The following is a 24949-nucleotide window of genomic DNA, read 5'->3' on the forward strand; positions in this document are numbered from 1 at the left end:
TGTCATTCCTGTCTTCTCAGGATTGAGAGTGGTTAATCTTTATTTTTCTTAACGCTCTTGTCTCCATATTCTTCTAAAAGTATTAAGAATAGCTGACTACTTACCACTAATTCTTCTAAGAATTGCATCTTATTCTCTTCTTTAAGTAATTTAGAACTCATTTGCTTAGCCTCGCAAAAATCAAAAAAGAGGTATTTTTTGTCTTTTGGAATCTTTAAATTATCAGTAATTAATTGTGTGTTGAAAAAGGAACTCTTACTAAATAGGGAATCCATTTGTGTATAGGTAATTGGTTGGTAGGTTGGTGCAATGTATTTGTCTTTCTTTTTAAGAAGATCAGCAACTAAGCCAATAATAGCAAAAATATCTGGACCGTAAGTGGCTCCTGCAGGTTTGTATTTTTCTGGATGATTTTTTATGTCTTCCTGAATTATATTTTTAAGTTCAATATTATAGGTTTCTTCTACAAATACAAGTTCTTCAGGTGCTGCTTTTACTTCAACTTCGTCAAGTTCTGTTAATATTTCTTTGAGCTCAAAAACGGCAGTGCCTTCAAAATGACTTTCGTTTAATATTACGGCTTTTGGGTGGTAAAATAAGGATTCGAAAAGAATCGTGTCATTTACAGCAGCATTGATGGTAAAGTCTCCATTTTTATTTGTTACCGTTACACGATTTTGAGTGTCATTAAAGACTTTTATATTTTCTATGGTTGTTTTGGAATTATAAACTTTACCTGTTAATATCTGGGCATTTAGCGTAAAAGGCAAGCTTAACAAAAAGATTAAAAGGATAAATAGACGCATGGTTGATTTGATTGATGCGTTAAAGTAAAGTGATTAAGTTGAAAGGAATCTGGGTTTTAAATAAACTTTAACCTAATGAAATGTTAATTGAAAAGTTCAGCTATTTTTGGAATTATACGCGTAGGTCGCTGTGTGCCATTGTCAATCAAACACCATTTTGCCTTAGACTTTACAATTAACTGATTGGTTTTAGCATTGATAATTTCAACATACCTTGTGGTAGAAACGGCTTCAATTTTTGGTACATAAGTTTTTAGAAGTAACTTATCTCCTAATAACGCCTGATTTTTATATTCAATAAAATGATTGACCAAAAACCATGAGTAGGTTTCTAAAATATCTTTTGTGGCATAAGCCAACCAATGATCTTTTGCAATATCTTGAATCCATTGCACATAACGTACATTATTAACATGATTAAGATCGTCTATGTCATCTTCAGAAACTATTATGGTTTTTTCGAATATTTGCATAATAGTATATTACTGTTTCATTATTTTAACCTCAAAAATCTTGTCCCAATTTTTTCCTGTTACAAAAATAGTTTTGCGTTCTGGATGGTATGCAATACCGTTTAAAACATCTAACTCAGGATGTTGTGTGACTAGTTTTCTTAAAGGTTTAAAATCTATTACACCTTCAACTCCTCCAGTTTTTGGGTTAATGATAAGAACACCATTACGTTGGTAAATATTAGCAAAAATCTTACCCTCAATCCACTCCATTTCATTTAAATTCGGGATTTTACCTTTCTCAGTATAAACTTCAATATGGCCTTTTTCACTAAGATTTTTCGGGTTTAAAAGATAGATTTTCTCAGTACCATCGGATTTGTAAAGTGTTGTACCATCATTACAAATTCCCCAACCTTCTTTACTTGTTCCGTAGTTAAATGTTTTTATTTTTTCAAAGGTATTTACATCGTAAACAAACCCAATACCTGCCTGCCATGTTAATTGATAAATTTGATCATTTAGAATCGTTAACCCTTCACCAAAATGATCATCATCTAAGTTGATGTTTTTTAGAACTTCGCCAGTTTCAAAATTCACTTTTCTAAGTTTAGACTCTCTTCTTTGCCCTGTACTTTCATATAATTCACCGTTATAAAATTCCAAACCTTGTGTGTATGATGTAATATCGTGAGGATAGGTATTTATAACGTCGTATTTATAATATGAAGGAATTATATTATTAAAAACCTGAACGGATTTAGAAAACGTTTCCGTTTTATCTCCCAAATTAACTGTTGCAGTGATTTCTTTTTTACCTAAGGTAACCTGATCTAAAATATGAGTATTTTCAATGGGTTTACCGTTTAATTGATAGCTAACCTTCACAATTTCAAGGTGCTTAGGATTATTAATTGAAAGTTTTAAGGTATCACCAAGCATTAATGATTTTACCGATGTATTAATCGATAAGCTTGAAATTTTAGAGGCATTTGTTTCACCACAATTAGATAAAAATAAGCTTAAAGCTAAGAGGATGAAATATTTAGAAATGTGCATAACGTTGGTTTGAATTTTCAGCAAGTTATTAAATTAAATTCAGTTTAAAAATCTGTAAATAATTATTGTGAAAGTATTAAAAGATTGTATCTTTGCAGCTGGCAAGTCCTACACAACCAGCTCCTGTTGAATCCTCCAGGGCGGGAACGCAGCAAAGGTAAATGGTCGTAGCGGTGTGATGTAGGTAGCTTGCCTTTTTTTGTACCCTAAACTCAAATCTTGAACGCCTTGGCGAATCGAGATTTTTTCAGTTTATATAGGTACTAATTTTAGGTTAGTATGATATAAAAAGTTTACTAACTTCAGAATTTGTATTTTCGATATTGTAATTTATAAAATGGTATGTCTAAAGTTGTATTAATAACAGGAGGTTCTTCAGGTATTGGAAAATCTGTTGGTGAATGTCTTCAAGAAAAAGGGTTTAAGGTTTATGGTACTAGCAGAAATCCTGATAAGTATCCAAATAGTAAATTTCCTATTGTAGCCTTAGATGTTACCAAAGTTGAAACGATTTCTAAATGTATAGCTGAAGTTTTAACTAAAGAATCTAAAATAGATGTGCTTTTAAACAATGCAGGAGCAGGTATTACTGGTCCTATTGAAGAAATTCCTGATGCAGAAATAAAGCGCAATTTTGAAACTAATCTTTTTGGACCAATCAATGTGATCAAGGCTGTTTTACCAATAATGAGACAACAGAATTCAGGTTTAATTATTAATGTTACGTCTATTGCTGGTTATATGGGTTTACCATATCGAGGTGTTTATAGTGCCAGTAAAGGTGCTCTAGAATTAATTACGGAAGCCTTTAGAATGGAATTAAAAGGGTTTAATATTAATATGACTAATGTGGCACCTGGTGATTTCGCAACCAATATAGCAGCTGGTCGTTATCACGCTCCGGCTTTAGAAAATTCTCCATATAAAGCGACTTATGGAAAAACGTTAAGCATGATGGATGAGCACGTGGATAGTGGAGGTGATCCGCAGCAAATGGCAGAAGCGATCTATAAAATCATTCAGACTAAAAATCCGAAAATCCATTATAAGGTTGGAGCTTTTATGCAGAAATTCTCAATTGTTTTAAAACGCATTCTTCCAGATTCTACTTACGAGAAGTTATTGATGAATCATTATAAATTATAAGTATTGTGGTACATTATTTGAGGTGAAAAAACTAAACCAATCATAATGAAACTCTTCAAATTTATCCCTTTAATAGTTTGCTTTTTATGCTTTGGTTGCGAAAATATAATAGAGTGTATTATCAATAAAAGGCCAGAAATACCAAACAAATCTTTTGATGTAGGCTATGTAAACAGTTATTACTATGAAGATTTTACTTCCGAAATAAAAAACGAACCTAACGACGATGATTATGGGTATTCCTACGAAATCTATGATGACTTACCAGAAGGGTTGCAAATGTTTGCTAATTTCAGAACGCTTTCTATAGAAGGAATACCGCGGACTTCTGGGACGTATACTTTTAAAGTTCATCTCTATGTTGATCCACCAGAGTATTATGATGAAGAGTCTGGGCAATACGAAGATGCTTTGTGCGCGTCTTCAACATCTAAGACATTTACAATAATTATTAATTAGATTTGATTGTTAATATATTCTGAAAAATCATTCCTGTAAATGAGGCTTAAAGTCGTAAATTCGCGATTATCAAAAACATAACTATAATAAACAAGTTTTTATGAAATTTTTTATCGATACAGCAAACCTAGAGCAGATTAAAGATGCTCAAGATATGGGTATTTTAGATGGTGTAACTACAAACCCATCATTAATGGCTAAAGAAGGCATTACAGGAACAGACAATATTATGAAGCACTATGTGGCGATCTGTAATATTGTAGAGGGTGATGTTTCTGCAGAAGTTATTTCTACCGATTTTGAAGGTATGGTTAGAGAAGGTGAAGCCTTAGCAGAATTACACGATCAGATTGTAGTGAAATTACCAATGATTAAAGATGGTATTAAAGCTTGTAAGTATTTTTCGGATCGCGGCATTAAAACAAATGTCACTTTAGTATTCTCTCCTGGTCAGGCGTTATTAGCTGCCAAAGCTGGTGCAACGTATGTATCTCCATTTATTGGTCGTTTAGATGATATTTCTACAGATGGTTTAAACCTTATAGCAGAGATTCGCCATATTTATGATAACTATTCTTTTGAAACACAAATTTTAGCTGCGTCTGTTCGTCATACCATGCATGTTATTGATTGTGCTAAATTAGGAGCCGATGTTATGACAGGGCCTTTAAGTTCTATCACAGGATTATTGAAACACCCATTAACAGATAGTGGTTTAGAAAAATTCTTAGCAGATTACAATAAAGGGAATTAAGCTAAGCAAACAAATAAATAGTTATGAAGTGAGAACTACATAACTAAAGATTAAGAGCATCTTGTTTTACAATAAGGTGCTTTTGTTGTAATAAGTCTTCAAGCGTTTCGATAAAATTAGAATTAAAGATGTTAGCATTAGGATGTAAAATAATGCCATTTTTATCAACTACAATGCACTTATTTAAGTAGTTTACAGCTAGTATTTTACGTGCTTCTTTTGAGTTTTTGAATTTAAATTCATTGATCGTAGGGAAATTGTAATTATCAATAATTTTTTTCCAGAATTTATCATTATTATCATTGACATTAATGGAGATAAAATCCGTTTGAGGAAAATTTACTTTCAACTTATCTACCATATAATGACTATTTCTATATTGTGATTTAGAATTAGACGACCAGAAATAAATTATTGTTGGTCTAGTAATGATCGAATTAATATAATGTTCTGTATCGTTATAATTTACAATAGAAATATTGGGTAATGGATTACCTTGTCGCAATAACTTTAAAGAAGAGACTAAATCATTCATGTACAATTTATCCTCTTCATTAGTACTTTTTTCTAAGTAATAATTAAGTAATTCATTAGCTTCATCTTCAGTATGATTATAACTGATATACTCTCGCGCTTTATATTTTAATAAATTATTTTTAATGATTGGATCTGTAACAATACTATCTATTAAATCTAATTTAGACTTGTTATAATCCATCGCATGTCTATTAAATTTACTGTGATAAGCATTATTCTTATAGTAATCGTGAATGGCTAAATTATCGATGTGAGAAAATAGAAATCGGTTGTAAGCAAAAAAGCGACTTAAATGCGTGGCATTGTAATCTATGTTTTTTCTATGTCCAAAAAAATCCTCAGGTAAGTCCTTAATGTGGATGAGTTTATTATTTCCAAAATACGCAAAAGGATAAATCTCCTTATCAGCATAAGCGTTATAATTAATATTCGCTTCTATTATAGACTTAAAGAATTCTGATTCTTCATTACGTTTTAAAAAATCATGGAACGCATTTAATTGATTTTGTCTTCGGTTTTCAACAAAAGTGTTGAACGCCTCGGGTTCCATTTTAGAATATTTTACTAACTGCTTCGCTTCTTTTTCGTTAGATAAATAGGTTTTAAGGAGGTAATTATTTTTTCTGGCACCATTTCCTGTAAAAACTAAAGACTCATCAAAGTCATAAGTATTTAGTCTAAACATAATACTATCATTAGGTTCTAACAATAACATTTGATATTCTCCTCCATGTGTTAAAGAATATAAACCAGGGTGAAGATTGTCTATTTTATAAATAAACCTGTTATCAGGATCTAAGGTAATTGAATCTATAATTTGCCCTTTAGTATTATAAAGAACGACGCTGTTATTTTTAGGGTTAATAATCTCACCACCAATATACGCATGGTCACTAGCGTTACTACCTTTGAATTGACATCCAAGTACAGTTGATAACAAAGCAACAGTAAAAGCGATACGGAATGTTAGCATATAAAAAATATAATAGATTAGTAAACAAAAATATAAGATGCTTTGTGTAACTGTTGTTAATACCTCGTTAAATCTTGAAAATGTCTCTAATTATTTCAGCCAAAAGCATAAATCTTAGATGTGTTGCATGTGCTATTTTATTCAATTTGAAATTTCTTATGTACTTTTTTCTTATCAGATATAAAACCATTCATAAACGATTAGAATTCTAATTTTAAGGCTTTTTTAAGATTGAAAATATTGTAAAGTAGCATATTTAACGTTTAATTTTCTACTTTTGCACTCTCAAAAATTCGCCTCAATAAGTATTGAGGATTATTGATTAAAATTATAAGACATGTTATCAGTTTCTAATCTTTCGGTTCAATTCGGAAAACGCATACTTTTTGATGAAGTTAGCACCACGTTTAATAATGGTAATTGCTATGGAATTATTGGAGCCAATGGTGCCGGAAAATCTACATTTTTAAAGATTATTGCAGGTAAAATGGATCCAACTTCTGGAAGCGTTCATTTAGAGCCAGGCAAACGTATGTCTGTTTTAGAACAGAATCACAATTTACATGATGAAGACACAGTTCTTGAAACTATTTTAAAAGGAAATAAGCCCTTACACAAATTAAAGTCTCAGCTAGATGCACTTTATGCAGATTATACGGATGAAAATGCTGAGAAAATAGGTGAGCTTCAGGTTCAGTTTGAAGAAATGAATGGTTGGAATGCAGATAGTGATGCTGCAGCCATGTTATCTAATTTAGGAATTAAGGAAGAGTATCATTATACCTTAATGAAAGATTTAGATGGTAAGCAAAAAGTACGTGTATTATTAGCACAAGCATTATTCGGGAATCCAGATTTATTAATTATGGATGAGCCTACCAATGATTTAGATTACGAAACCATTTCTTGGTTAGAAAATTTCTTAGCTAATTACGAAAACTGTGTGATTGTTGTATCTCACGATAGGCACTTTTTAGATTCAGTTTGTACGCATATTTCTGATATCGATTTTGGGAAAATTAACCATTTCTCTGGTAACTATACCTTCTGGTATGAGTCGTCTCAGTTAGCTGCAAGACAACACGCACAACAGAATAAAAAGGCCGAAGAAAAGAAGAAGGAATTAGAAGACTTTATTCGTCGTTTCTCTGCCAACGTTGCAAAATCGAAGCAAGCAACAAGTAGAAAGAAAATGATTGAAAAGTTGAATATTTCTGATATTAAACGTTCAAGCCGTCGTTACCCAGCTATTATTTTTGAACGCGATCGTGAAGCAGGAGATCAGATTTTAAATGTTCAAGGCTTATCGGCAAGTTTAGAGGGAGATGTTTTATTTAAAGATATTGACATCAACCTAAATAAAGGGGATAAAGTGGTTGTATACTCTAAGGATTCTAGAGCTACTACAGCATTCTATCAAATATTAAATGGAAATGAACAAGCCGATTCAGGGAAGTTTGATTGGGGAGTGACTACAACACAATCGTATTTGCCATTAGACAATAGCGCCTTTTTTAATAATAAATTATCGTTAGTCGATTGGTTACGTCAATGGGCACAAACAGAAGAAGAGCGTGAGGAAGTAAATATTAGAGGTTTCCTTGGAAAGATGATTTTTAGTGGAGAAGAAGCGTTGAAAACATCTGATGTGTTATCTGGAGGTGAAAAAGTACGTTGTATGTTAAGCCGAATGATGATGACAAGAGCTAACGTTTTAATGTTAGACGAACCAACAAATCACTTAGATTTAGAGAGTATTACAGCATTTAACAATTCATTGAAAAACTTTAAAGGAACGATTATGCTAACTACTCACGATCATGAGTTTGCACAAACCGTTGGTAACCGAATTATAGAGTTAACACCAAATGGAGTTATTGATCGTTATATGTCGTTTGATGAGTATATGAGTGATAAGAAGATAAAGGAACAACGAGAAAGTATGTATGGAGTAGCTTTATAAGCGCTATACTTTTTTATTATAAAAATGCTGGTATTTTAGATACCAGCATTTTTTTTGTTTAATAATGATTCGGTTGTAGACAAATCTAATGTAAGCTTAGAAAAATAAAAAAACTCTATAATTCTATTAACAACGGATTAAGAAGCCGCTTCCATTTCAGCTTTAACACGATTCACAATCACCATAGCTTTGTCTAACTCATCATTATGAACATAGACTTCTTGAAAACCTTGATTCATGGACGCATATCCTGCTAAACGTTGTGATTCACCTTCGTCTTTAACTATAGGAACTATGCCTGCATGTTCCAATTCATCTTTAACGCGTGTAACTAAAATAAAATTTCCGTAGTAGACTTTTGTATATTCTGTAGTGCTCATAATAATTAGATTTAAATGTTTAAGAAAAGTTACGAAATTTTATTGATATAAATGCTTAAATAATTCATAATTTTATTGACAAAAACTATGGTTTTTGCAAAACAATAGTTTTTAGCTATTAAAATATTAGATAATAAAATATTATAAATAAAAATTCAGCATCATATTTTATATTTTTATAAAAAATTAAAACAAAAATTACGATATATGGAAAACTCAGCTAAAGACTCTGCCGGTTCAATACATGCAGAAAATGAAGAATTAAACCCACATGGAGGATCAGGATCAGGTAAATGTCCTTTTATGCAAGGAGCCATTACAACAACCGAAAAGTCAGTAACAGATTGGTGGCCAAACACGCTTAATCTCGATATTTTACATCAACATGATACTAAAACTAATCCGTTAGGTGCTGATTTTGACTATCAGGAAGAATTAAAAAAATTAGATGTTGAGGCTTTAAAAAAAGACCTTCATGAGTTTATGACCGATTCTCAAGATTGGTGGCCTGCAGATTGGGGACACTATGGAGGCTTAATGATTAGAATGGCATGGCATGCGGCAGGTTCTTATAGATTAGCTGATGGACGTGGAGGTGGAGGCACCGGTAACCAACGTTTTGCTCCTTTAAATTCTTGGCCAGATAATGTGAGTTTAGATAAGGCGCGACGTTTATTATGGCCAATCAAGAAAAAATATGGCAATAAAGTGAGTTGGGCAGATTTAATTATTCTTGCTGGAACTATTGCTTATGAAAGCATGGGGTTAAAAACTTATGGTTTTGCATTTGGACGAACAGATATTTGGCATCCAGAAAAAGATGTGTATTGGGGAGCTGAAAAAGAATGGTTGGCACCAAGTGATGAGCGTTATGATAATGTAGATAATCCTGAAACTATGGAAAATCCATTAGCATCTGTACAAATGGGATTAATTTATGTAAATCCAGAAGGTGTCAATGGAAAATCAGATCCTTTAAAAACGGCATTACAAGTTAGAGAAACATTCAAGCGAATGGCTATGAATGATGAAGAAACAGTGGCTTTAACAGCAGGAGGACATACCGTTGGTAAAGCACACGGAAATGGTGATGCAAGTATTTTAGGACCTGATCCAGAAAGTGCAGATGTAGATGCGCAAGGTTTAGGTTGGGCAAATCCAACAAAATCGGGTAAAGGAAGATATACCGTTACAAGTGGTATAGAAGGAGCTTGGACTACAAACCCAACAAAATGGGATAATGGTTTTTTCGAAATGTTATATAACCATGAGTGGGAATTACGTAAAAGTCCTGCAGGCGCTACACAATGGGAGCCAGTAAGTATTAAAGACGAAGATAAACCTGTAGATGTAGAGGATTTAACAACAAAATTAAATCCAATGATGACCGATGCAGATATGGCCATGAGAATGGATCCTATTTACAACGAGATTTCATTAAAATTTAAAGACGATTTTGATGCGTTTTCAGATGCATTTGCTCGTGCTTGGTTTAAATTAACGCATCGTGATATGGGACCAAAAGATCGTTGGTTTGGACCAGATGTGCCACAAGAAGATTTAATTTGGCAAGATCCAATTCCAAAAGGAAATTCCGATTATAATGTAGATGCTGTTAAAGCTAAAATTGCAAGTACAGATTTAAGTATTTCAGAATTAGTATCTACAGCTTGGGATAGTGCAAGAACGTATAGAGGCTCTGATTTTAGAGGTGGATCAGATGGAGCGCGTATCCGTTTAGAACCTCAAAATGATTGGGAAGCTAACGAGCCTACACAATTACAAAAAGTACTAGGGGTTTTAGAACCTATTGCTGCTGAATTCAATATTAGTGTTGCAGATACGATTGTATTAGCTGGTAATGTTGGTATAGAAAAAGCCATTAAAAATGCAGGTTTAAATGTAAGTGTTCCTTTTACTTCAGGGAGAGGTGATGCGACGCAAGACATGACAGATGTAGAATCTTTTGAATCTTTAGAGCCACTTGCTGATGGTTATAGAAACTATCAGAAAAAAGAATATGTTGTAAGTCCGGAAGAAATGTTACTTGATCGTACACAATTATTGGGATTAACAGCAGGAGAAATGACGGTTTTAGTTGGTGGTATGCGTGTTATGGGCACCAACTATGGAGGCACAAAACATGGTGTGTTTACTGAAAACGAAGGAGCGCTTACCAATGATTTCTTTGTGAATCTTACAAATATGATTTACGAATGGAAATCTCAAGAGAACGGCACCTACGAAATTAAAAACCGTCATACAGGTGAAGTGAAGTACACAGCAACACGTGTAGATTTAGTATTTGGATCTAACTCTATTTTACGTGCGTATTCAGAATTGTATGCACAAGATGATAGTAAAGAAAAGTTTGTTACCGATTTTGTTGCAGCTTGGACAAAAGTGATGAATGCTAATCGTTTTGATATTTAAAACGTATGAACACTGATATTTTAAAAGGAATGGACTTTAAAACGTGCATTCCTTTTAATTAAAACTTTATAAATTATGAAAAGAGATACAGATGTTTTATTTGAAGCTATAAAAGCAGGAGATAAAGATCGATTAAAAGCTTTGATGTGTATAAATCCCAACTTAGTCAATGAAAAAGATGCACGTGGATTTACGCCTCTTATTTTAGCTACCTATTTTGATAATGAAGAAGCTACTAGTATTCTTCTTGAAAATAACGCAGATATTAATGCCAAAGATGGCTCAGGTAATACAGCGTTGATTGGAGTAAGCTTCAAAGGAAATACGTCCTTGGCAACGACATTATTAGCAAATGGTGCAGATATTAATGCAGTTAACAAAGATGGAACAAGCGCTTTAAGTTTTGCTACCCAGTACAACAAAATAGATATTGTAAAATTGCTTTTAGAACATAAGGCAGATACTAGTATTACTGATACAGCTGGTAAAACAGCTTTAGACTATGCTAAAGACAAGAAATTTACTGAACTTGTTGGGCTTTTAAGTTAATAGGTACGTTTACATAAATTAAAAACTGAGTTTAAAAATTAGCTTGTTATAGCTTTTTTAAACTCAGTTTTTTTATGTTGAATTTCTACCACTATCAAAAACAATAAATTTTCAGCTTCATGTTGTAACATCATCAATTTGCAAATTGTTTTCTAGTGTTAATGTGATTCGTGTTTTATCTTTAATATTTCAGCATTAACAAGTAAAACCGCGCTATATGTTATTTTGGTATACCTACAGAACCATTTGGTGAGGGGTAAAGCTCGTAGATGAAATCAGGGTGAATGTTAGCTTCATCACGATGGGCCACAAATAAGATACTGGTCTCACTTTCTTTGGCGATTTTGTTTATTAAAGCTGAAATAAGTGCTCTACCTTCATCATCAACATTAATTAAGGGTTCATCTAAGATCAATAACGGTGGATGTTTAATCATCGCTCTTGCTATTAATATTAAGCGTTGAACAGCTGGCGATAATTTGAGAAACGAGGTGTTTTTTTTGTCGCTTAAATTTAAGACCTCTAGCCACTGAGCAGCGGCACGTATTTGTGCGGTCGACGGTGTTTGATATAAGCCAATACTATCATAAAAGCCTGAAATAATCATTTGCTCTACAGTATAGCTACGTTTAAATAACTCTAACATCGCAGGACTAATATAGCCGATTTTCTGTTTGATATCCCAAACACTTTCACCAGAGCCTTTTTTTTGACCAAAGAGATATACCTCTTGACCATAGGCTTTGCTATTGTTTCCATAAATCATGGATAGTAAGGTGGTTTTGCCAGAGCCATTTGGGCCAATTAAATGCCAGAATTCCTTTTTTTTGATGGTCCAGTTGATATCTTTTAGAATAGAACGATCCTCATAATTCACATTGACATTCTTAAGTTCTATGAGCACTTCTGGAATATTGGTATACGCTGTTATCGCCGAAGGGATGTCTTTATCAAAAACAAACGTACTTCTTTTAAATTTATAGTCTTCAATGGGTACTATTGCTTTAATCTCTGTGTTTTCAAATGTAATGACATGTGTTATTACGGGTAAAAGATCGTCTTGCCTGTTGAAAATTAATACAATAGGCATGCTTTTAGACAACGACATTAATTCTTCTTTCAATACGGAAACAGACGCTTTATCTAGCGCTTCGTAAGGATTATTTAAGACGATGAAATCTGGGTTTTGTTGGAGCAAATGCGACAGTAATGCTTTTTTTTGCTCACCTGAAGATAATGTTCTAAGGCTTCTGTTTAGTCCTGATGTTAACTCAAAATTATCGTGCTTTTCTTCCGCTTCAATATATTTTTCTAACACGGCATTTGAAAATAAAGCTCCTCTTTTTCCTTCTAATCCTGGTAATTTATAGGCGCCATTAAGTAAGTTAGATAACCAATGTGCTTGTGGTGAACGCGTCGTGTCTTCAATGGCGTAATGCTGATGTGATGGTGTCATTAGTTTAGTTAGAAGTGTTTTAATAGTTGAGCTGTTCCTAATCCTAATTCATGTGAATAGTCATTGTTCTTTAACGCTGATTCAATGGCTGTAACCGTTGCGAGCAAATTATAAATGGTTTTCTCGATTGCATTTATGGCGTGCTGTCGATTATTCAATGATTTTGTTTTTTTGATCGTTAATGGTCTCTGAAATTCTAGTATTCTACCTTTGACTTATTCTTTAATTTATTTTCAATGAAAGGATATAGGTTGTACGTTGGATAAATTTCTGTTGTAAAAGCCTTCCAAGCGGTTCTTTCAATTGCTAAATTCACAGCTGCTAATTTTGAGGCAGGAAGTTCTAACACCACCATTTGACCAAGTCCCATAACCACAAACCAATTGACTACAGAAGTCCCTTCAGGAGGGAGATTTTCATAAAAGCCTTGATCTGTTCTTATTTTTTCAATCTCATTTAGAGTCATACTTTGATCGTGTTTAAGAAAGACGGTTAATAACAACTTGTCATCTTCTTTTTCAGAACTGGGTGTTGCATCTAGCGTCACTTTTGACTTGTTTTTCAATTTGTGTTCTATGATAGGATACAAATTATACGTGGTATAAAATTCTGTTTTAAAAGCTTTCCAAGCCGTTTTCTCAAGCGCCACATTCACCGTTCTTAATTTGGAAGCAGGCAGTTCTAATACCACCATCTGACCAATTCCCATTACCACATACCAATCCACAACTGATATACCTTCAGATGGGAAATTCTCATAAAATGCTTGTTCTGTTTTTATCTTTTCAATCTCATTTAAATTCATACTTTGATCGTGTTTAAGAAAGATTGTTAATAATAACTTGTCATCCGCTTTTTCAATGCTGGTAAGGGTATCAGCCGATTGTGCATGAACAATCATTTGTAGTAAGAATAATGGGAGTAATACGGCGTATTTCATGTTTTATAAATTTTAGTGTCAAATTTTAGACTTGATTCTGCTTAATGTTTCATGTGATATATTGATATAAGAGGCTACAATTTTGTTTGGTAAACGCTTCACAATGTTTGGATTGATCTTGAATAATTGCTTGTATCTTTCTGAGGCATCTAGTGTGGTAAAAGAGATTAATCTCTTCGCATTATTGACATAAGCTTTTTCTAAATAGATGCTATAAAAATCTTTCCATTTAGGAACAATGGTCATAAGATGTCTAAAATCATCGTGAGTGATGTAAAGAAGTTCACTGTTTTCAATCACCTGAATTGTTTCTTGTGCAGGTTCATTGGTGATGAAACTTACTAGTTCTGTTGCAAATTGATTTTCGAAGGCGATGTAACGTGTGACGTCTTTTCCTTCCTCATTGATGTAAAAAAGCCTTAAACAGCCTTTTCTTACGAAATAACTTACCTGACTATTCTTTCCATGGGATAGCAAAATGTCGTTTTTCTTTTTTTTAATTGTTTTAAAATAAGACAACACGATTTTTAAATCTTCATCATCAATATTTATATTCTTTTTTATGAAATTAGTGAGTTCTATAGTGTCAGTCATCTATTTGTAGTCTCTTACAAATTTACGATAATGCATAATATCTTGTATAGAAAGTACGATCAAATTATGCTCATCTGCAAAGTCTAAAATGGTGTCCATTTTTGCCATGGTTCCATCATCGTTCATTAATTCACAAAGTACAGCTTCTGGTTGTAAGCCTGCCAATTTCATTAAATCTACGCTGCCTTCCGTATGACCTTGTCTTTCAAAAACACCATTGTTTTTTGCTCTTAAAGGAAAGATATGACCGGGTTTTGCTAAATCGTTGCTTGTCGCATTTTCTTTACAAGCCGCTTTAATGGTTGTTAGCCTGTCTTTAGCAGAAACCCCTGTAGTAACGCCTTCTTTTGCTTCAATTGAAATGGTAAAAGGGGTTTGGTAACTGCTGGTGTTTTCTTTGACCATATAAGGTAATTCTAATGCATCTGCTTTTTTATTCGGTAAGCAAAGACAGACAATACCACTACATTTTCTAATCATAAGTGCCATTTGGTTATTCGTCATATGATGCGCAGAGAATATTAAATCTCCTTCATTTTCTCTGTCTTTATCATCCATTAGGATTATTCCATTTCCGTTTTGTAGGTGTATTAGGGCTTTTTCTAAGCGTTGTTGACTGTCGTTATTAAATGTTGTTAACGTCTCTATTTCTGTAAGTACCATTTTTGTTTTTATTATTGATAGGCAAAACTAATACTGCCTAAAGTCAGATCATTTGACCTAAGTCAATAAATCGATTTTTTATTACTATACGTTGTATGCTTTGGTCTCATTTGACTTCTGACATGCTATAAGCTTGTTTTAAGCATTTTATAAGCATGCTATAACCACGCTATAACCTGTATTATAATTTTTTGTATATTGCTGTATTGTAGGTGTTTAACTTAAAATGTGGTACTATGGCACAACAGACCGGAATTATCCCTTTAGTAGGGACCTTAAATGGTATTAATTTTTATTATTTGAATGGCAAGCCGATTGCACGGAAAGCGGGTGGTGGATTTACTAGAAAACGAATAAAAACAAAGGCTAGTATGCAACGCGTGCGTGAGAATGCCAATGAGTTTGGGCATTGTTCTGCGGTTAATAAAGCGTTTAGATCTGCTTTGGTTCCGTTTTATAAGGGTTATACTTTTACGCATTTTCATAGTCGATTGATGGGTTTGTTTACACGTTTAAAGGCTTTGGATACAACACATAAACGTGGGGAACGCTGTGTTGCTGATGGGATAGGGCAGGAGCAAGGTCTTCAATTATTACAACAGTTTAACTATACACCAGCGTGTCTTGTACGGCAGGTTTTACCTTTTGAGTTTCGTGTTTCTAACACTGGTTTGGCTTTGAGTATTGCTGATTTTGATATTGAAAAGGTGGGCTTTGTGGAAGGTGCTACTCATATTGCGTTGACGTATGGTGTGTTGGATTTTGATTTTGACAGCTTGGGTTACGAGATGCATATGGCTACAACTTTGGTTTTAGATCATTCTTATGCTGCTTCTGCGGTAACTTTAGAGCCTGCTACTTTGCCGAGTGGCCTTGGTACTACACTTTGTGTGCTTGGTGTGCGGTTTTACCAAGAGGTTGATGGGGCTTTGTATGTTTTAAATGCTAAAGATAGTGTGGGTATTACGGTTTTGAAATGTTTGTAGTTGGGGTTTAGATGTGCCTTAAAAAAAAACTGTTTATGACGTTATTTTTAGCCTTTAGTTTTTGTACGTTGACAAGAATTAGCCATACACGATATGCGTTATTGAACTTCGTTTTTTATGGTTCAGAATCAAAATGAGGCTACAATTTCTTTCAAAATTATAGTTTTGACATACTCAGTCAATTTATTGAAAGGCTTGGTCAATTGAGGAGTGTTTATTCTTTTTAATTTTGTATCATAATCAACTAAATCTCTGTACAACCTTTAAAACAAATCATTATGATTAAAAATAAGCATGTTATTAAAGTATTGGTATTAGGCGGTTTATTACTCCTATGTAATGTTGTTGTAGGTTGTGGTGAAAAAGCTAACCATGACAAAAAAACTACTGAAGACATCGCCAAACTTTCTATTGATGAAGAAGGCATAACACCACATCATCATGCAGACGACACAGAACCGCATACGCATAGTCATTCTTCTCAATCTGATACTCGTAAGCGCATCATGACTCCAGATTCTATAGAGGAATTATGGATTTTTCCAGAACGTGAAGACCATCTCGGTTCGGGAGGTATGCTTCAAATTTATATGGATGCTGAAAGTCACCCTAATGCGTCTTCAGGTTTTGCGAAATATGAATTAGGAGTCGGAGGAGCGCTCCCTGAACATAAGCATAACAAAACGGAAGAGATTGCTTATTTTATTTCAGGTGAGGGGATTGTTATAAGTTACGAGAACGCTAAGCGTATAGAGACCGTTGTTAAGGAAGGCTACGTATGGTATACCGCACCTGGGGAATGGCATTCTTTTAAAAACACAGGAGATACCCCTTTAAAATTGGTATTCGCAACGATACCAAATGCTAAACACGGCTTGTTGAATTTCTTTAAAAAAGTCAGTGCATCCCCTGGAAAAACATCTACAGCACTAAGTGCAGAAGAATTTGCAACACTGGCATCTGAAAATGACATGATATTAAAACCGGCAAAAATTGATTAGCATTTTAGTTTTACTTTGAATTGGTGGCATCACGCTTGTTATTTATCAATACTCAATTTTACAGTGCTTGAAAAAAAAGCTTAATCTTTGATATTCTGATTCTTATACGTTGATTCTGCTTTAAAATTGTAACTTTAAGCTATCTATATTATTCAAAAACTATGGGAAACGGTTACGATACAGCAAAAAGCAATCCTACATTCAAGAAAATTGAAGTGTCTTCACTTATGTTTTCGGAATATCGATGTATGGAGGAAAAATCGATTTTTACCGCATGGTCTCATCTCAACTACTTTATTTATATATTAGAAGGTAAAAAGAAATGGCGAACATTAGAACATAGCTATATGGCCCATGCTAATGAGGTGCTTTTTGTAAAAAAAGGAGCAAACGTTATTCATAAGTTTTTTGATTCCGATTTTTGTGCCATGGTTATTTTTATTCCTGATGATTATATAAAAGATTTTATTTCCCAAAAACCAGATATAGGCAGTAGTCTAAAAACCAAGATCCCTAGTGATAGTGTGATTCCTCTAAATTTAGATAGGACGTTAAATACCTATTTTACATCTATGGTGGAGTACTTTTTTAATCAGGAAAAGCCTTCAAAATATTTGATGGAAATTAAATTTCAGGAATTATTAGTCAATATTTTATCACTCTCATCTAATCCCAAAATTGGGAGTTACTTTAAGCAGATTTCGCAAGATGTAAAGCCTTCTATTCAAAATATCATGGAGGCTAATTTTATATATAATCTATCTCTAGATGAGTTTGCCAGACTAACGCATCGCAGCTTAAGTACTTTTAACCGTGATTTTTATAATGTTTACGACACTTCACCCGGAAAATGGCTTATTAAAAAGCGTCTCCTTCATGCTAAAACATTATTAGAACATACGCAGCAAAAAATATATGAAGTGGCTTTTGATTGTGGTTTTGAAAGTCCAGCGCATTTCACAAGAGTTTTTAAGACTGCACATGGTATTACTCCTTTAAAATTTCAAAAAGCACAACTCACCGTTTAATAACTGTATAACAATAGGTCTAAACTCTGATTATGGAAATGCATAAAACTAAAGATACAAAAGCCACTTCCCAACCTTTGTTGTCTCTTATAGATGCGTTAGGCGAACAATTGGCAGCAAACGGCACTACCCACGATCAGAACGAAACTGTTGTGGCCGATAATTATGCCTTGTTAAAAGCAAATGGTTATTTAACGGCTATGATTCCTAAAGCCTTGGGTGGAGGTGGAGTGCCCTTTAAGGAGATGTGCGCCATATTGGTAAAAATTGCCCATTATTGCCCCTCTACGGCATTGGCACTTTCCATGCATCAACATCTTCTTGCAGCCAATATATGGAAATATACACATCATGGCACGGGAGGGCCATTTCTAAAAGAGGTGGTTAAAAACAATCTGGTCTTGGTGAGTACAGGGGCACGTGATTGGCTTGATTCTAATGGGACTATGATAAAAACGGATACAGGTTATTTGGTTTCGGGTCGGAAGCAATTTGCCAGTCAATCTGCACTAGGAGATGTTTTGGTGACCAGCATGCCTTATCATGACCCAGAAGACGGTTGGCAGGTTTTGCACTTTACAGTTGCTATGACCTCTGAAGGCATTGGGTTATTGGATGATTGGTATACGCTTGGGATGCGTGGTACCGGTTCGCAGACGGTTACCCTTGACAATGTGTTTGTTCCTAATGCTGCTATTGTGATGAAACGATTGAAAGGCGAATTTCCAATGTTTTGGAATGCGGTGCTTATCGTGGCGTTACCCTTGACTATGGCACCTTATGTTGGCGTTGCAGAGAAAGCCATGACGCTTACCCTTGAAACGATAAAAGTAAAACAACGTAAATCACCTCATATTACTACTATGCTAGGAGATATTTACAATAGCCTTACGTTGGCTCAGGTGCTTCATAACGATATGATTGCCATTACCAATAATTTAGATTTTCAGCCAGAAGCTACAATGGGTGTTGCCGTATTGACTAGAAAGACATTGGTTGCTAATGCTTGCAAGGACACGGTGGCTAAAGCCATGGGCATTGTAGGCGGACAAAGTTTTTATAATAAGCATCACCTTGAACGACTCTTCCGAGATGTACAAGCCGCAAGTTTTCATACATTGCCCGAAAAGGAGCAGCAGCATTTTACAGGAGACTTTTTATTGGAATCGTGACATCTCAATGTATTTTTGTAAATAGACTATAGTCAGGTAATTAATTATTTGTTCTCGTGAGACCTTAACTTTCCGATTATTTCAAAATGGATACTTTTTGTTTAAAAAAGATGAATATTTAATTCTTTAAGTGAATTGACTTAAAGTGGTTGTTTTTGAAAAACAAGAGATTACATAAATATTTTAGATTTAAGTAAAAACTCAGTGTGTAGTTTTAGTTACAATCTTATTTTACGATAAGGTCAATTATACTTTTATGAAAATTTATAATGGATTCTGCACTTTCAGTATGCTGTTCATATTTTAATGAGAATACAGAGTCAATGGTATAGTTGTCTTTATTTTGCTTACCAACCGTTTTAATTTCAAAAGCGGTATTTTCAATAATGTTGTTTAATTTGAATCCACGCATTAAAATTTCAATGTTTTGCTTCGCCTGTTCGCTGCGCTCGGGTGTTGCGTTGTTTAAGCACCTAATTTATCAAATAAATCACAGATAGAATATTCCGCAGCAATGTTTGTAAGTCGTCAGTGACCAAGCAATTAATTATATACGGTGTTGGCACAGTTATTCTGCACTTATTATTTCCAAAAGTCTATTCAGTTGATAATCTTCTTTTAAGAAAATTTGGTCTAAACTTCTTTCTATTTTAATGTCAGGTTCTGTCCCAATTCCATCTAATATTTTACCATTCTTTTGAAAAGAAACCATTGTGCTTATTTTTCCGCGTAATTCTGAATTGGGTAATTCAAATCTTTCGCTATTCCCACTTGAGCCATCAGTATTTACACCAGCTATTTTTATGTTGGGTAAATCTTTAAATACGGAAACTAAAACAGAAGCAGCACTAAAACTCCTTTCATTTGCAAGTATATATATAGGTTTATTGTAATGAAATTTCCCTTTAGTGATTTTCTGACCATTGAGAATATAATAATGAAATTCGCTAAATTTTTCTGTGCTCAAATCATACATTGGCTCAAATGAATTCATAAACTTGTCAACTGCATTTTGCTCTTTAATATCTAAATCATTTCTTGATAATAAATAACGACTTTGTAGTCTCTCTTTAAGTTCTTTATCTAAAGGTAATTTTCCTCTTTGTTTGGTTGCATTAACAACATAAATAGAATCTGGATGAATAAAATATCCTGCTAATTCTTGAATTAAGTCACGAGTTCCTCCGCCATTATCTCGAACATCTACAATTATGGCATCACTTTTTTCAGCTTTTGTCATAAATTCATTTAGATACTCAAAAAAAGCGGGACAACTCTCTTTTTCTATCATTTCGCCAATTTGGATATAGCCAACATTATTGTTTAAACTAAAAAACCTTTTGATAAAATCCTTATCATTATATTTTTCTTCTTTTACACGGTAAGTATTTTTAAAAAATCTGTCATCCCACAATGTTGCTCTGTTTTTACCATCAACAAGTTTTACACTTATTTCTTTTTTGTTTCCTTTGTCGTCAGATAATGTTATTGGTAAAGGGTTTGGTAACTCTATTTTAAGTGTTCTAAAAATAGTTTCAATGTCTCTTAAATCTCGAACTGCATTCGTTGCATAAGCATCTTTAGGTGCAAGAATGTCGCCAATATGGATTTTTGGAAGTATTTCTTGAATGGGTATATTGTTAATAGATTGTAAATATGGAAATTCGGAATTCCAAAATTTATATTCTTTAATATCTCTTTGAAAATCAACCACCAACACCTTGCCCTTAAATGGTGCAAATGCAAGTGTTAGGTAAAGTGAATCTCGAATGTCGTAATCTTTAATAAATGAATGTCTGTCTCCAATTTTTCCAATAGTTTTGGATAAAAAAAGTCCGAAATCAAATTGAGTAATTTTTTTGTCAGGAACTGTATTTAAATAATTTTCAAAATCTACTCTGTAGTCATATCCGTTTAATCCTTGATAAGAAGATTTGTTTTGAAGTATGTCGTCAACTATTGCTAAATCCTTTTCTATTTGAGTTTTAGATAAATATTCAGCTTCACTTTGAGCTTTGCCAGAAAACGTTAAGATTGATAATAAAATGACTAAATAAATTTTCATTAACGATTTTTTTTTAATTGTGCCTAACGGTTTTGTGTATGGTTTGCTTCGCCTGTTCGCTGCGCTCGGGTGTTGCGTGGTTGCGCCACTAAGTTAGTAAACATTTACGAACCTGAGAAAATTCCGAAGGAATTTTACAAATAAGCAACGACCAAAGCAATTAATTATACACGGTGTTAGCAAATGTTATTTTATTATTTGCAATTTTTGGAAATCAGACGTTTATTAAATCCATTCCAGAATTTTAATGAGTCTTTAAAAGTTACTTCTATATTCATCCGTTCCAAATTAAGAATCGCATCAGTTTCCAAAAAGTTTAATTCAGTATTATTCGTTCCAACGTATTTGATTATCGCTTTCGTTTTGTCTCTCCATTCTCCAAATGTTTCAAAGTAGAGAGTATCATTTTTAATTTCAATTTTTCTCCATTTTGATAATTCAACCCATTCATTTTCTGAAGCGACTCTCATAGAATCTTTTTTGAAATAAACTTCTGTATATTCGCCCTCAATACAAGACGAGTAATTTCCAAATAATGTTCCCGTATTTTGACAACCTGAAAAAAGGGTGGAAATTAAAATTATATTCCAGAAGTTTCGTTTCATTAAATGTGGCTAACGTTTTTAATTTTATTCATGGCACATAAACTAATTGAATGTCAATTGAATATTCACTATTGTTTTCTCTTATTTCAGCATTCAGAACTAAATCGCTCAATCCTTCGTCTTTTGTATAAAGGTTGATAAGTACATTCCAATAATCTCCATAACAAATATAAACTGATGAATTCCAAGTTTCATTCGGAAGTTCAACTAATTCTTCTCCATAATCTTCAATATATTCTTTGATTTGTTCAGCAGTTTCATTTGAAATCGGATTCACGTTTTTTATTTCTGAACTTAAATTATAATCTCCTTTAACAAAAGCGTTTATAATTGCTTTAAAACTCGGTCTCCAAATGTGAGGTATTGGAAGTTCATTTTCCTCGTTTTTCTCAACTTTAATTTCAGTCATTTCTTATAATTTATGATTTCCAAATTCAATTATTTCCGTTGTTGAGTTAGAGTGGTTAATGTTTGCTAACGTTGTTGTGTATGGTTTGCTTCGCCTGTTCGTTGCGCTCGGGTGTTGTGTGGTTGCGCCACTAAGTTAATAAACCTTTACGAACCCGTGAATATTCCGCAAGAATTTTCGCAAGTAGGGAAGAACAAAGCCATTAATTATCCACGGTGTTAGCCATAGTATTTTATTATTCTATCTTCGTTTTTACTTGTTCGATTGCGATTCCAATATTTTTTTTATTTAATGGAATTCGAAACGTGATATTTCCGTAAAGATGCTCTTTAAATTCTGTTGAATTAGAAATGCAATTATTTATTTTATCAACTACTAATTTGTCAAGTTTTGAATAGACTTTTATTTTTTCTTTATTTTCTCCGCTATATGAGTTTTCAGGTGAGACCAGATAATAGTCTGTATTTTTAATTTCAGCGTAATCTTTTGTTACTTCCTGTTCAGGCGTATGTTTTTTGAAGTCAATTGAAACTTCAATAAGAGATTCCTTATTTTCAAATTTCTTATTTATTCGATTCAGATTATTCAGCACGAATTCATAAGTCTCAAGTTGTATTTCTTGAACACTACACTTTTCGATTTGGCAAAAAATCAGATTAGAAAAGATGATTGATAAAATCAGAATTACATTTTTCATTGGATCAATTTACTGGGTAATATCAATTTTCGTTCCGTTTCTCATATTATGGCTAACGTTGTTGTATATGGTTTGCTTCGCCTGTTCGCTGCGCTCGGGTGTTGTGTGGTTGCGCCACTAAGTTAATAAACATTTACGAACCCGTGAATATTCCGCAGGAATTTTCGCAAGTAGAGAAGAACAAAGCAATTAATTATAAACGGCTTAAGTTAGTTTTTTATTTGTCTTGGGTTTGCATTATTCAATAATTTCAATTCTTAATGGTAGGCTTGAATTCTTGGGTATGCAGTTCCATCTACCAATACGATACTTATCAGGATTACAATTGTTGTTATGCTAATTGCTCACCAAGTATGCTGTAGGTCGTTTTTGTTCAAAGTGTTTTCTTTAATATTTTTCGATATTTAAATCCATACACTTCTTGAATTTTATGATTCAATATATGATCAGATGGAAACACTTTTAAGTCTATTTTGTCATTCTTTGATTTTAGCCACTTTATAAATTCAATATATTGGTCTGATTGCGCCACGACCATAAACCTTAAGGTTTTTATTTTATTTGCAATTTTGAATTTCATTCGATTTCTGTCTGGTGAGCGATATACAGAAATGAATTCAATTTGAAATACATCCGAATAAGGAACTTGTATTATTGTTCTTAAATAGGGATATTTTATTCTAATTTCATCTTCAGAGAATATAATAGTAAATGTCTTTTGTCGTTGATAGAGAATAATTACAACCACAATTCCAAGTGCTATAAATACAGTCATTACCTTTATCCAAAGGGTTTCTAAGGTGATAGCTAATATTATACCGATTCCCAGCACCATTACTGCGGCTATGACTGCTTCATAATTTGAATAACTTGATGATGCCTTGTATGTTGTCATGTTCTTAAATTTCTAAATGTATTGTTGACGTGGTTTGTTCTCTGTGCTTGGATGTTGCGTGGTTTAACTACGTAAGTTAGCCAATAAAAACCAGAATGGAATGTCCGTGAGAATTTTCTATGGTAGGCGAGAAGCAGCAATACATTGAATACGGTGTTGTATGCCGTTATTTTATCAGTCTGAATGAACTCAGGAATTTTTCAATTAATTCTTGTTCTTCTCCTAGATAGGTCAATTGGTAAGACCTATTTCCAACGAAGTAAATCGCCCCTTTAATTGCACCTTTTACTCCTCTTGGAATGTTTGCATCTGGGTTTAAGGAATATTCAAAATAGATTCCTCTCAGATTATGTTGTTCAATAGGTTCTTTTTTAGTTAGCTTAAAAACTCCTCGATACTTCGCTTCAAGAGTATTTAAAATTTGGCTGTAAAGTTGTTCTTTATCCCAAGATTCTATAATGTACTCTGGGAAATCGATATATTCAGCCATATATATCATTTGTTGTCCGGCAACTGCTTGATAATTATAAATTTTATATTTATCCATTCCGATTTGATTGTCTATAACTCTCAATGTAGGCTTCATTGGAAAGTCAATTATGAAGTTTCCACTTTCAGATGCATATTCCTTAGATTCCGTTTCATACATTTCGGTTTTGTCTTTCGTTTGTGATTGACAAGCGTTGAGACTAAAAAGGGTCAATACTAAAATCAATAATTTTTTATTCATAAAGTTTGGTTTTAATGGCGTACAATGTGCTTGTATCGTCTGTTCGCTGTGCTCGGGTGTTACGTATTTTAAGCACTAAATTTAGCAAATAAATCACAGATAGACTATAGCGCGGGAAGGTTCGTAAGTAAGCAAGAACTAGCCATACCTTATTTATGGTTTTGTGCAGCGTATTGTTCGCGTGAAATGTGTAAAAT

Annotated in this window: 27 protein-coding genes and 1 other RNA gene; 11 read left to right on the top strand and 17 right to left on the bottom strand. The window is 33.4% G+C overall.

The features are described 5' to 3' along the window. Window positions 1-32: 32 nt before the first annotated feature. The 3 genes from HM992_RS11440 to HM992_RS11450 all read right to left on the bottom strand — a co-directional run bounded on the left by HM992_RS11440 (window position 33) and on the right by HM992_RS11450 (window position 2317). A complete protein-coding gene (locus HM992_RS11440) occupies window positions 33-806 on the bottom strand; it encodes a peptidase associated/transthyretin-like domain-containing protein (RefSeq protein ID WP_179319750.1) in 774 nt (257 codons plus the stop codon). A gap of 83 nt (window positions 807-889) precedes the next feature. Continuing rightward, window positions 890-1279 (bottom strand): acyl-CoA thioesterase, encoded by a 390-nt coding sequence (locus HM992_RS11445; protein WP_178985116.1) that lies wholly within the window; start codon window positions 1277-1279, stop codon window positions 890-892. A gap of 9 nt (window positions 1280-1288) precedes the next feature. After that, window positions 1289-2317 (bottom strand): glutaminyl-peptide cyclotransferase, encoded by a 1029-nt coding sequence (locus HM992_RS11450; protein ID WP_179319751.1) that lies wholly within the window; start codon window positions 2315-2317, stop codon window positions 1289-1291. 99 nt (window positions 2318-2416) lie between these two features. On the opposite strand from HM992_RS11450, the gene ffs reads away from it, so the two are divergent. The 4 genes from ffs to fsa all read left to right on the top strand — a co-directional run bounded on the left by ffs (window position 2417) and on the right by fsa (window position 4676). Beyond that, window positions 2417-2515: signal recognition particle sRNA small type (ffs, locus tag HM992_RS11455), an RNA gene on the top strand. A gap of 144 nt (window positions 2516-2659) precedes the next feature. After that, window positions 2660-3463: an SDR family oxidoreductase gene (locus HM992_RS11460; protein WP_179319752.1), complete on the top strand. Its 804-nt coding sequence runs from the start codon at window positions 2660-2662 to the stop codon at window positions 3461-3463. Window positions 3464-3508: 45 nt separating this feature from the next. After that, entirely contained in the window at window positions 3509-3922 is a 414-nt protein-coding gene (locus HM992_RS11465; protein ID WP_179319753.1) for a hypothetical protein, read from the top strand. Window positions 3923-4022: 100 nt separating this feature from the next. Further along, entirely contained in the window at window positions 4023-4676 is a 654-nt protein-coding gene (gene fsa / locus HM992_RS11470; RefSeq protein WP_092467406.1) for a fructose-6-phosphate aldolase, read from the top strand. A gap of 43 nt (window positions 4677-4719) precedes the next feature. On the opposite strand, the gene HM992_RS11475 is transcribed toward fsa, so the two are convergent. Next, on the bottom strand, window positions 4720-6186 hold the full coding sequence (locus HM992_RS11475) for a TlpA family protein disulfide reductase (RefSeq protein ID WP_178985120.1): 1467 nt from the start codon (window positions 6184-6186) through the stop codon (window positions 4720-4722). Between the two features lie 337 nt (window positions 6187-6523). Here HM992_RS11475 and HM992_RS11480 point away from each other — a divergent pair, with 337 nt between their 5' ends. Then, window positions 6524-8149, top strand: a complete 1626-nt coding sequence (locus tag HM992_RS11480; RefSeq protein ID WP_179319754.1) for an ABC-F family ATP-binding cassette domain-containing protein — start codon at window positions 6524-6526, stop codon at window positions 8147-8149. 137 nt (window positions 8150-8286) lie between these two features. Here HM992_RS11480 and HM992_RS11485 read toward each other — a convergent pair whose 3' ends face one another. Then, window positions 8287-8529 carry a putative signal transducing protein gene (locus HM992_RS11485; protein ID WP_179319755.1) on the bottom strand — a complete coding sequence of 81 codons (243 nt, stop codon included), beginning with the start codon at window positions 8527-8529 and terminating at the stop codon, window positions 8287-8289. Window positions 8530-8736: 207 nt separating this feature from the next. Between HM992_RS11485 and katG the strand changes: the two genes are divergently transcribed. Further along, window positions 8737-10962, top strand: coding sequence for a catalase/peroxidase HPI (gene katG / locus HM992_RS11490; RefSeq protein ID WP_179319756.1), 2226 nt, complete (start codon window positions 8737-8739; stop codon window positions 10960-10962). A 75-nt stretch (window positions 10963-11037) separates the two neighbouring features. Further along, on the top strand, window positions 11038-11511 hold the full coding sequence (locus HM992_RS11495) for an ankyrin repeat domain-containing protein (protein WP_179319757.1): 474 nt from the start codon (window positions 11038-11040) through the stop codon (window positions 11509-11511). A gap of 220 nt (window positions 11512-11731) precedes the next feature. On the opposite strand, the gene HM992_RS11500 is transcribed toward HM992_RS11495, so the two are convergent. From HM992_RS11500 to ribB, 5 genes are read right to left on the bottom strand one after another with little or no spacing between them, the layout of a single operon-like run. Then, a complete protein-coding gene (locus HM992_RS11500; RefSeq protein ID WP_179319758.1) occupies window positions 11732-12967 on the bottom strand; it encodes an ATP-binding cassette domain-containing protein in 1236 nt (411 codons plus the stop codon). A gap of 8 nt (window positions 12968-12975) precedes the next feature. Then, window positions 12976-13125, bottom strand: coding sequence for a hypothetical protein (locus tag HM992_RS11505; RefSeq protein WP_179319759.1), 150 nt, complete (start codon window positions 13123-13125; stop codon window positions 12976-12978). Window positions 13126-13163: 38 nt separating this feature from the next. Beyond that, entirely contained in the window at window positions 13164-13907 is a 744-nt protein-coding gene (locus HM992_RS19845) for a hypothetical protein (RefSeq protein ID WP_229720485.1), read from the bottom strand. An 18-nt stretch (window positions 13908-13925) separates the two neighbouring features. Next, complete coding sequence (locus HM992_RS11515; RefSeq protein ID WP_179319760.1) at window positions 13926-14501, bottom strand: Crp/Fnr family transcriptional regulator; 576 nt, start codon at window positions 14499-14501, stop codon at window positions 13926-13928. Next, complete coding sequence (gene ribB / locus HM992_RS11520; RefSeq protein WP_179319761.1) at window positions 14502-15164, bottom strand: 3,4-dihydroxy-2-butanone-4-phosphate synthase; 663 nt, start codon at window positions 15162-15164, stop codon at window positions 14502-14504. It abuts the gene before it with no gap. 236 nt (window positions 15165-15400) lie between these two features. On the opposite strand from ribB, the gene HM992_RS11525 reads away from it, so the two are divergent. From HM992_RS11525 to HM992_RS11540, 4 genes are all read left to right on the top strand, one after another. Beyond that, window positions 15401-16150, top strand: coding sequence for a hypothetical protein (locus HM992_RS11525; protein ID WP_179319762.1), 750 nt, complete (start codon window positions 15401-15403; stop codon window positions 16148-16150). Window positions 16151-16428: 278 nt separating this feature from the next. Further along, window positions 16429-17151 carry a cupin domain-containing protein gene (locus tag HM992_RS11530; protein WP_179319763.1) on the top strand — a complete coding sequence of 241 codons (723 nt, stop codon included), beginning with the start codon at window positions 16429-16431 and terminating at the stop codon, window positions 17149-17151. A gap of 161 nt (window positions 17152-17312) precedes the next feature. Further along, a complete protein-coding gene (locus tag HM992_RS11535; protein WP_179319764.1) occupies window positions 17313-18179 on the top strand; it encodes a helix-turn-helix domain-containing protein in 867 nt (288 codons plus the stop codon). 32 nt (window positions 18180-18211) lie between these two features. Beyond that, complete coding sequence (locus tag HM992_RS11540; RefSeq protein ID WP_179319765.1) at window positions 18212-19351, top strand: acyl-CoA dehydrogenase family protein; 1140 nt, start codon at window positions 18212-18214, stop codon at window positions 19349-19351. A gap of 226 nt (window positions 19352-19577) precedes the next feature. Here HM992_RS11540 and HM992_RS11545 read toward each other — a convergent pair whose 3' ends face one another. The 7 genes from HM992_RS11545 to HM992_RS11575 form a co-directional block, all read right to left on the bottom strand. Then, window positions 19578-19763 carry a hypothetical protein gene (locus HM992_RS11545; RefSeq protein ID WP_179319766.1) on the bottom strand — a complete coding sequence of 62 codons (186 nt, stop codon included), beginning with the start codon at window positions 19761-19763 and terminating at the stop codon, window positions 19578-19580. A gap of 156 nt (window positions 19764-19919) precedes the next feature. Further along, entirely contained in the window at window positions 19920-21416 is a 1497-nt protein-coding gene (locus HM992_RS11550) for a S41 family peptidase (protein WP_179319767.1), read from the bottom strand. 194 nt (window positions 21417-21610) lie between these two features. Further along, on the bottom strand, window positions 21611-22021 hold the full coding sequence (locus HM992_RS11555; RefSeq protein ID WP_178985131.1) for a hypothetical protein: 411 nt from the start codon (window positions 22019-22021) through the stop codon (window positions 21611-21613). Between the two features lie 28 nt (window positions 22022-22049). Then, window positions 22050-22430, bottom strand: coding sequence for a DUF7668 domain-containing protein (locus HM992_RS11560; RefSeq protein ID WP_179319768.1), 381 nt, complete (start codon window positions 22428-22430; stop codon window positions 22050-22052). A 235-nt stretch (window positions 22431-22665) separates the two neighbouring features. Continuing rightward, window positions 22666-23127, bottom strand: coding sequence for a hypothetical protein (locus HM992_RS11565; protein ID WP_179319769.1), 462 nt, complete (start codon window positions 23125-23127; stop codon window positions 22666-22668). A 373-nt stretch (window positions 23128-23500) separates the two neighbouring features. After that, window positions 23501-24022 (bottom strand): YdbT family protein, encoded by a 522-nt coding sequence (locus tag HM992_RS11570; protein ID WP_179319770.1) that lies wholly within the window; start codon window positions 24020-24022, stop codon window positions 23501-23503. 166 nt (window positions 24023-24188) lie between these two features. Continuing rightward, a complete protein-coding gene (locus tag HM992_RS11575; protein ID WP_179319771.1) occupies window positions 24189-24752 on the bottom strand; it encodes a hypothetical protein in 564 nt (187 codons plus the stop codon). Window positions 24753-24949 lie beyond the last annotated feature (197 nt).

The organism is Winogradskyella helgolandensis (assembly GCF_013404085.1).
GTDB classification, from domain to species: Bacteria; Bacteroidota; Bacteroidia; order Flavobacteriales; family Flavobacteriaceae; genus Winogradskyella; species Winogradskyella helgolandensis.

Coding starts and splice junctions, on each gene's coding strand:
- HM992_RS11440 (WP_179319750.1), bottom strand. CDS start 806: ATGCGTCTATTTATCCTTTTAATCTTTTTGTTAAGCTTGCCTTTTACG.
- HM992_RS11445 (WP_178985116.1), bottom strand. CDS start 1,279: ATGCAAATATTCGAAAAAACCATAATAGTTTCTGAAGATGACATAGAC.
- HM992_RS11450 (WP_179319751.1), bottom strand. CDS start 2,317: ATGCACATTTCTAAATATTTCATCCTCTTAGCTTTAAGCTTATTTTTA.
- HM992_RS11460 (WP_179319752.1), top strand. CDS start 2,660: ATGTCTAAAGTTGTATTAATAACAGGAGGTTCTTCAGGTATTGGAAAA.
- HM992_RS11465 (WP_179319753.1), top strand. CDS start 3,509: ATGAAACTCTTCAAATTTATCCCTTTAATAGTTTGCTTTTTATGCTTT.
- fsa (WP_092467406.1), top strand. CDS start 4,023: ATGAAATTTTTTATCGATACAGCAAACCTAGAGCAGATTAAAGATGCT.
- HM992_RS11475 (WP_178985120.1), bottom strand. CDS start 6,186: ATGCTAACATTCCGTATCGCTTTTACTGTTGCTTTGTTATCAACTGTA.
- HM992_RS11480 (WP_179319754.1), top strand. CDS start 6,524: ATGTTATCAGTTTCTAATCTTTCGGTTCAATTCGGAAAACGCATACTT.
- HM992_RS11485 (WP_179319755.1), bottom strand. CDS start 8,529: ATGAGCACTACAGAATATACAAAAGTCTACTACGGAAATTTTATTTTA.
- katG (WP_179319756.1), top strand. CDS start 8,737: ATGGAAAACTCAGCTAAAGACTCTGCCGGTTCAATACATGCAGAAAAT.
- HM992_RS11495 (WP_179319757.1), top strand. CDS start 11,038: ATGAAAAGAGATACAGATGTTTTATTTGAAGCTATAAAAGCAGGAGAT.
- HM992_RS11500 (WP_179319758.1), bottom strand. CDS start 12,967: ATGACACCATCACATCAGCATTACGCCATTGAAGACACGACGCGTTCA.
- HM992_RS19845 (WP_229720485.1), bottom strand. CDS start 13,907: ATGAAATACGCCGTATTACTCCCATTATTCTTACTACAAATGATTGTT.
- HM992_RS11515 (WP_179319760.1), bottom strand. CDS start 14,501: ATGACTGACACTATAGAACTCACTAATTTCATAAAAAAGAATATAAAT.
- ribB (WP_179319761.1), bottom strand. CDS start 15,164: ATGGTACTTACAGAAATAGAGACGTTAACAACATTTAATAACGACAGT.
- HM992_RS11525 (WP_179319762.1), top strand. CDS start 15,401: ATGGCACAACAGACCGGAATTATCCCTTTAGTAGGGACCTTAAATGGT.
- HM992_RS11530 (WP_179319763.1), top strand. CDS start 16,429: ATGATTAAAAATAAGCATGTTATTAAAGTATTGGTATTAGGCGGTTTA.
- HM992_RS11535 (WP_179319764.1), top strand. CDS start 17,313: ATGGGAAACGGTTACGATACAGCAAAAAGCAATCCTACATTCAAGAAA.
- HM992_RS11540 (WP_179319765.1), top strand. CDS start 18,212: ATGGAAATGCATAAAACTAAAGATACAAAAGCCACTTCCCAACCTTTG.
- HM992_RS11545 (WP_179319766.1), bottom strand. CDS start 19,763: ATGCGTGGATTCAAATTAAACAACATTATTGAAAATACCGCTTTTGAA.
- HM992_RS11550 (WP_179319767.1), bottom strand. CDS start 21,416: ATGAAAATTTATTTAGTCATTTTATTATCAATCTTAACGTTTTCTGGC.
- HM992_RS11555 (WP_178985131.1), bottom strand. CDS start 22,021: ATGAAACGAAACTTCTGGAATATAATTTTAATTTCCACCCTTTTTTCA.
- HM992_RS11560 (WP_179319768.1), bottom strand. CDS start 22,430: ATGACTGAAATTAAAGTTGAGAAAAACGAGGAAAATGAACTTCCAATA.
- HM992_RS11565 (WP_179319769.1), bottom strand. CDS start 23,127: ATGAAAAATGTAATTCTGATTTTATCAATCATCTTTTCTAATCTGATT.
- HM992_RS11570 (WP_179319770.1), bottom strand. CDS start 24,022: ATGACAACATACAAGGCATCATCAAGTTATTCAAATTATGAAGCAGTC.
- HM992_RS11575 (WP_179319771.1), bottom strand. CDS start 24,752: ATGAATAAAAAATTATTGATTTTAGTATTGACCCTTTTTAGTCTCAAC.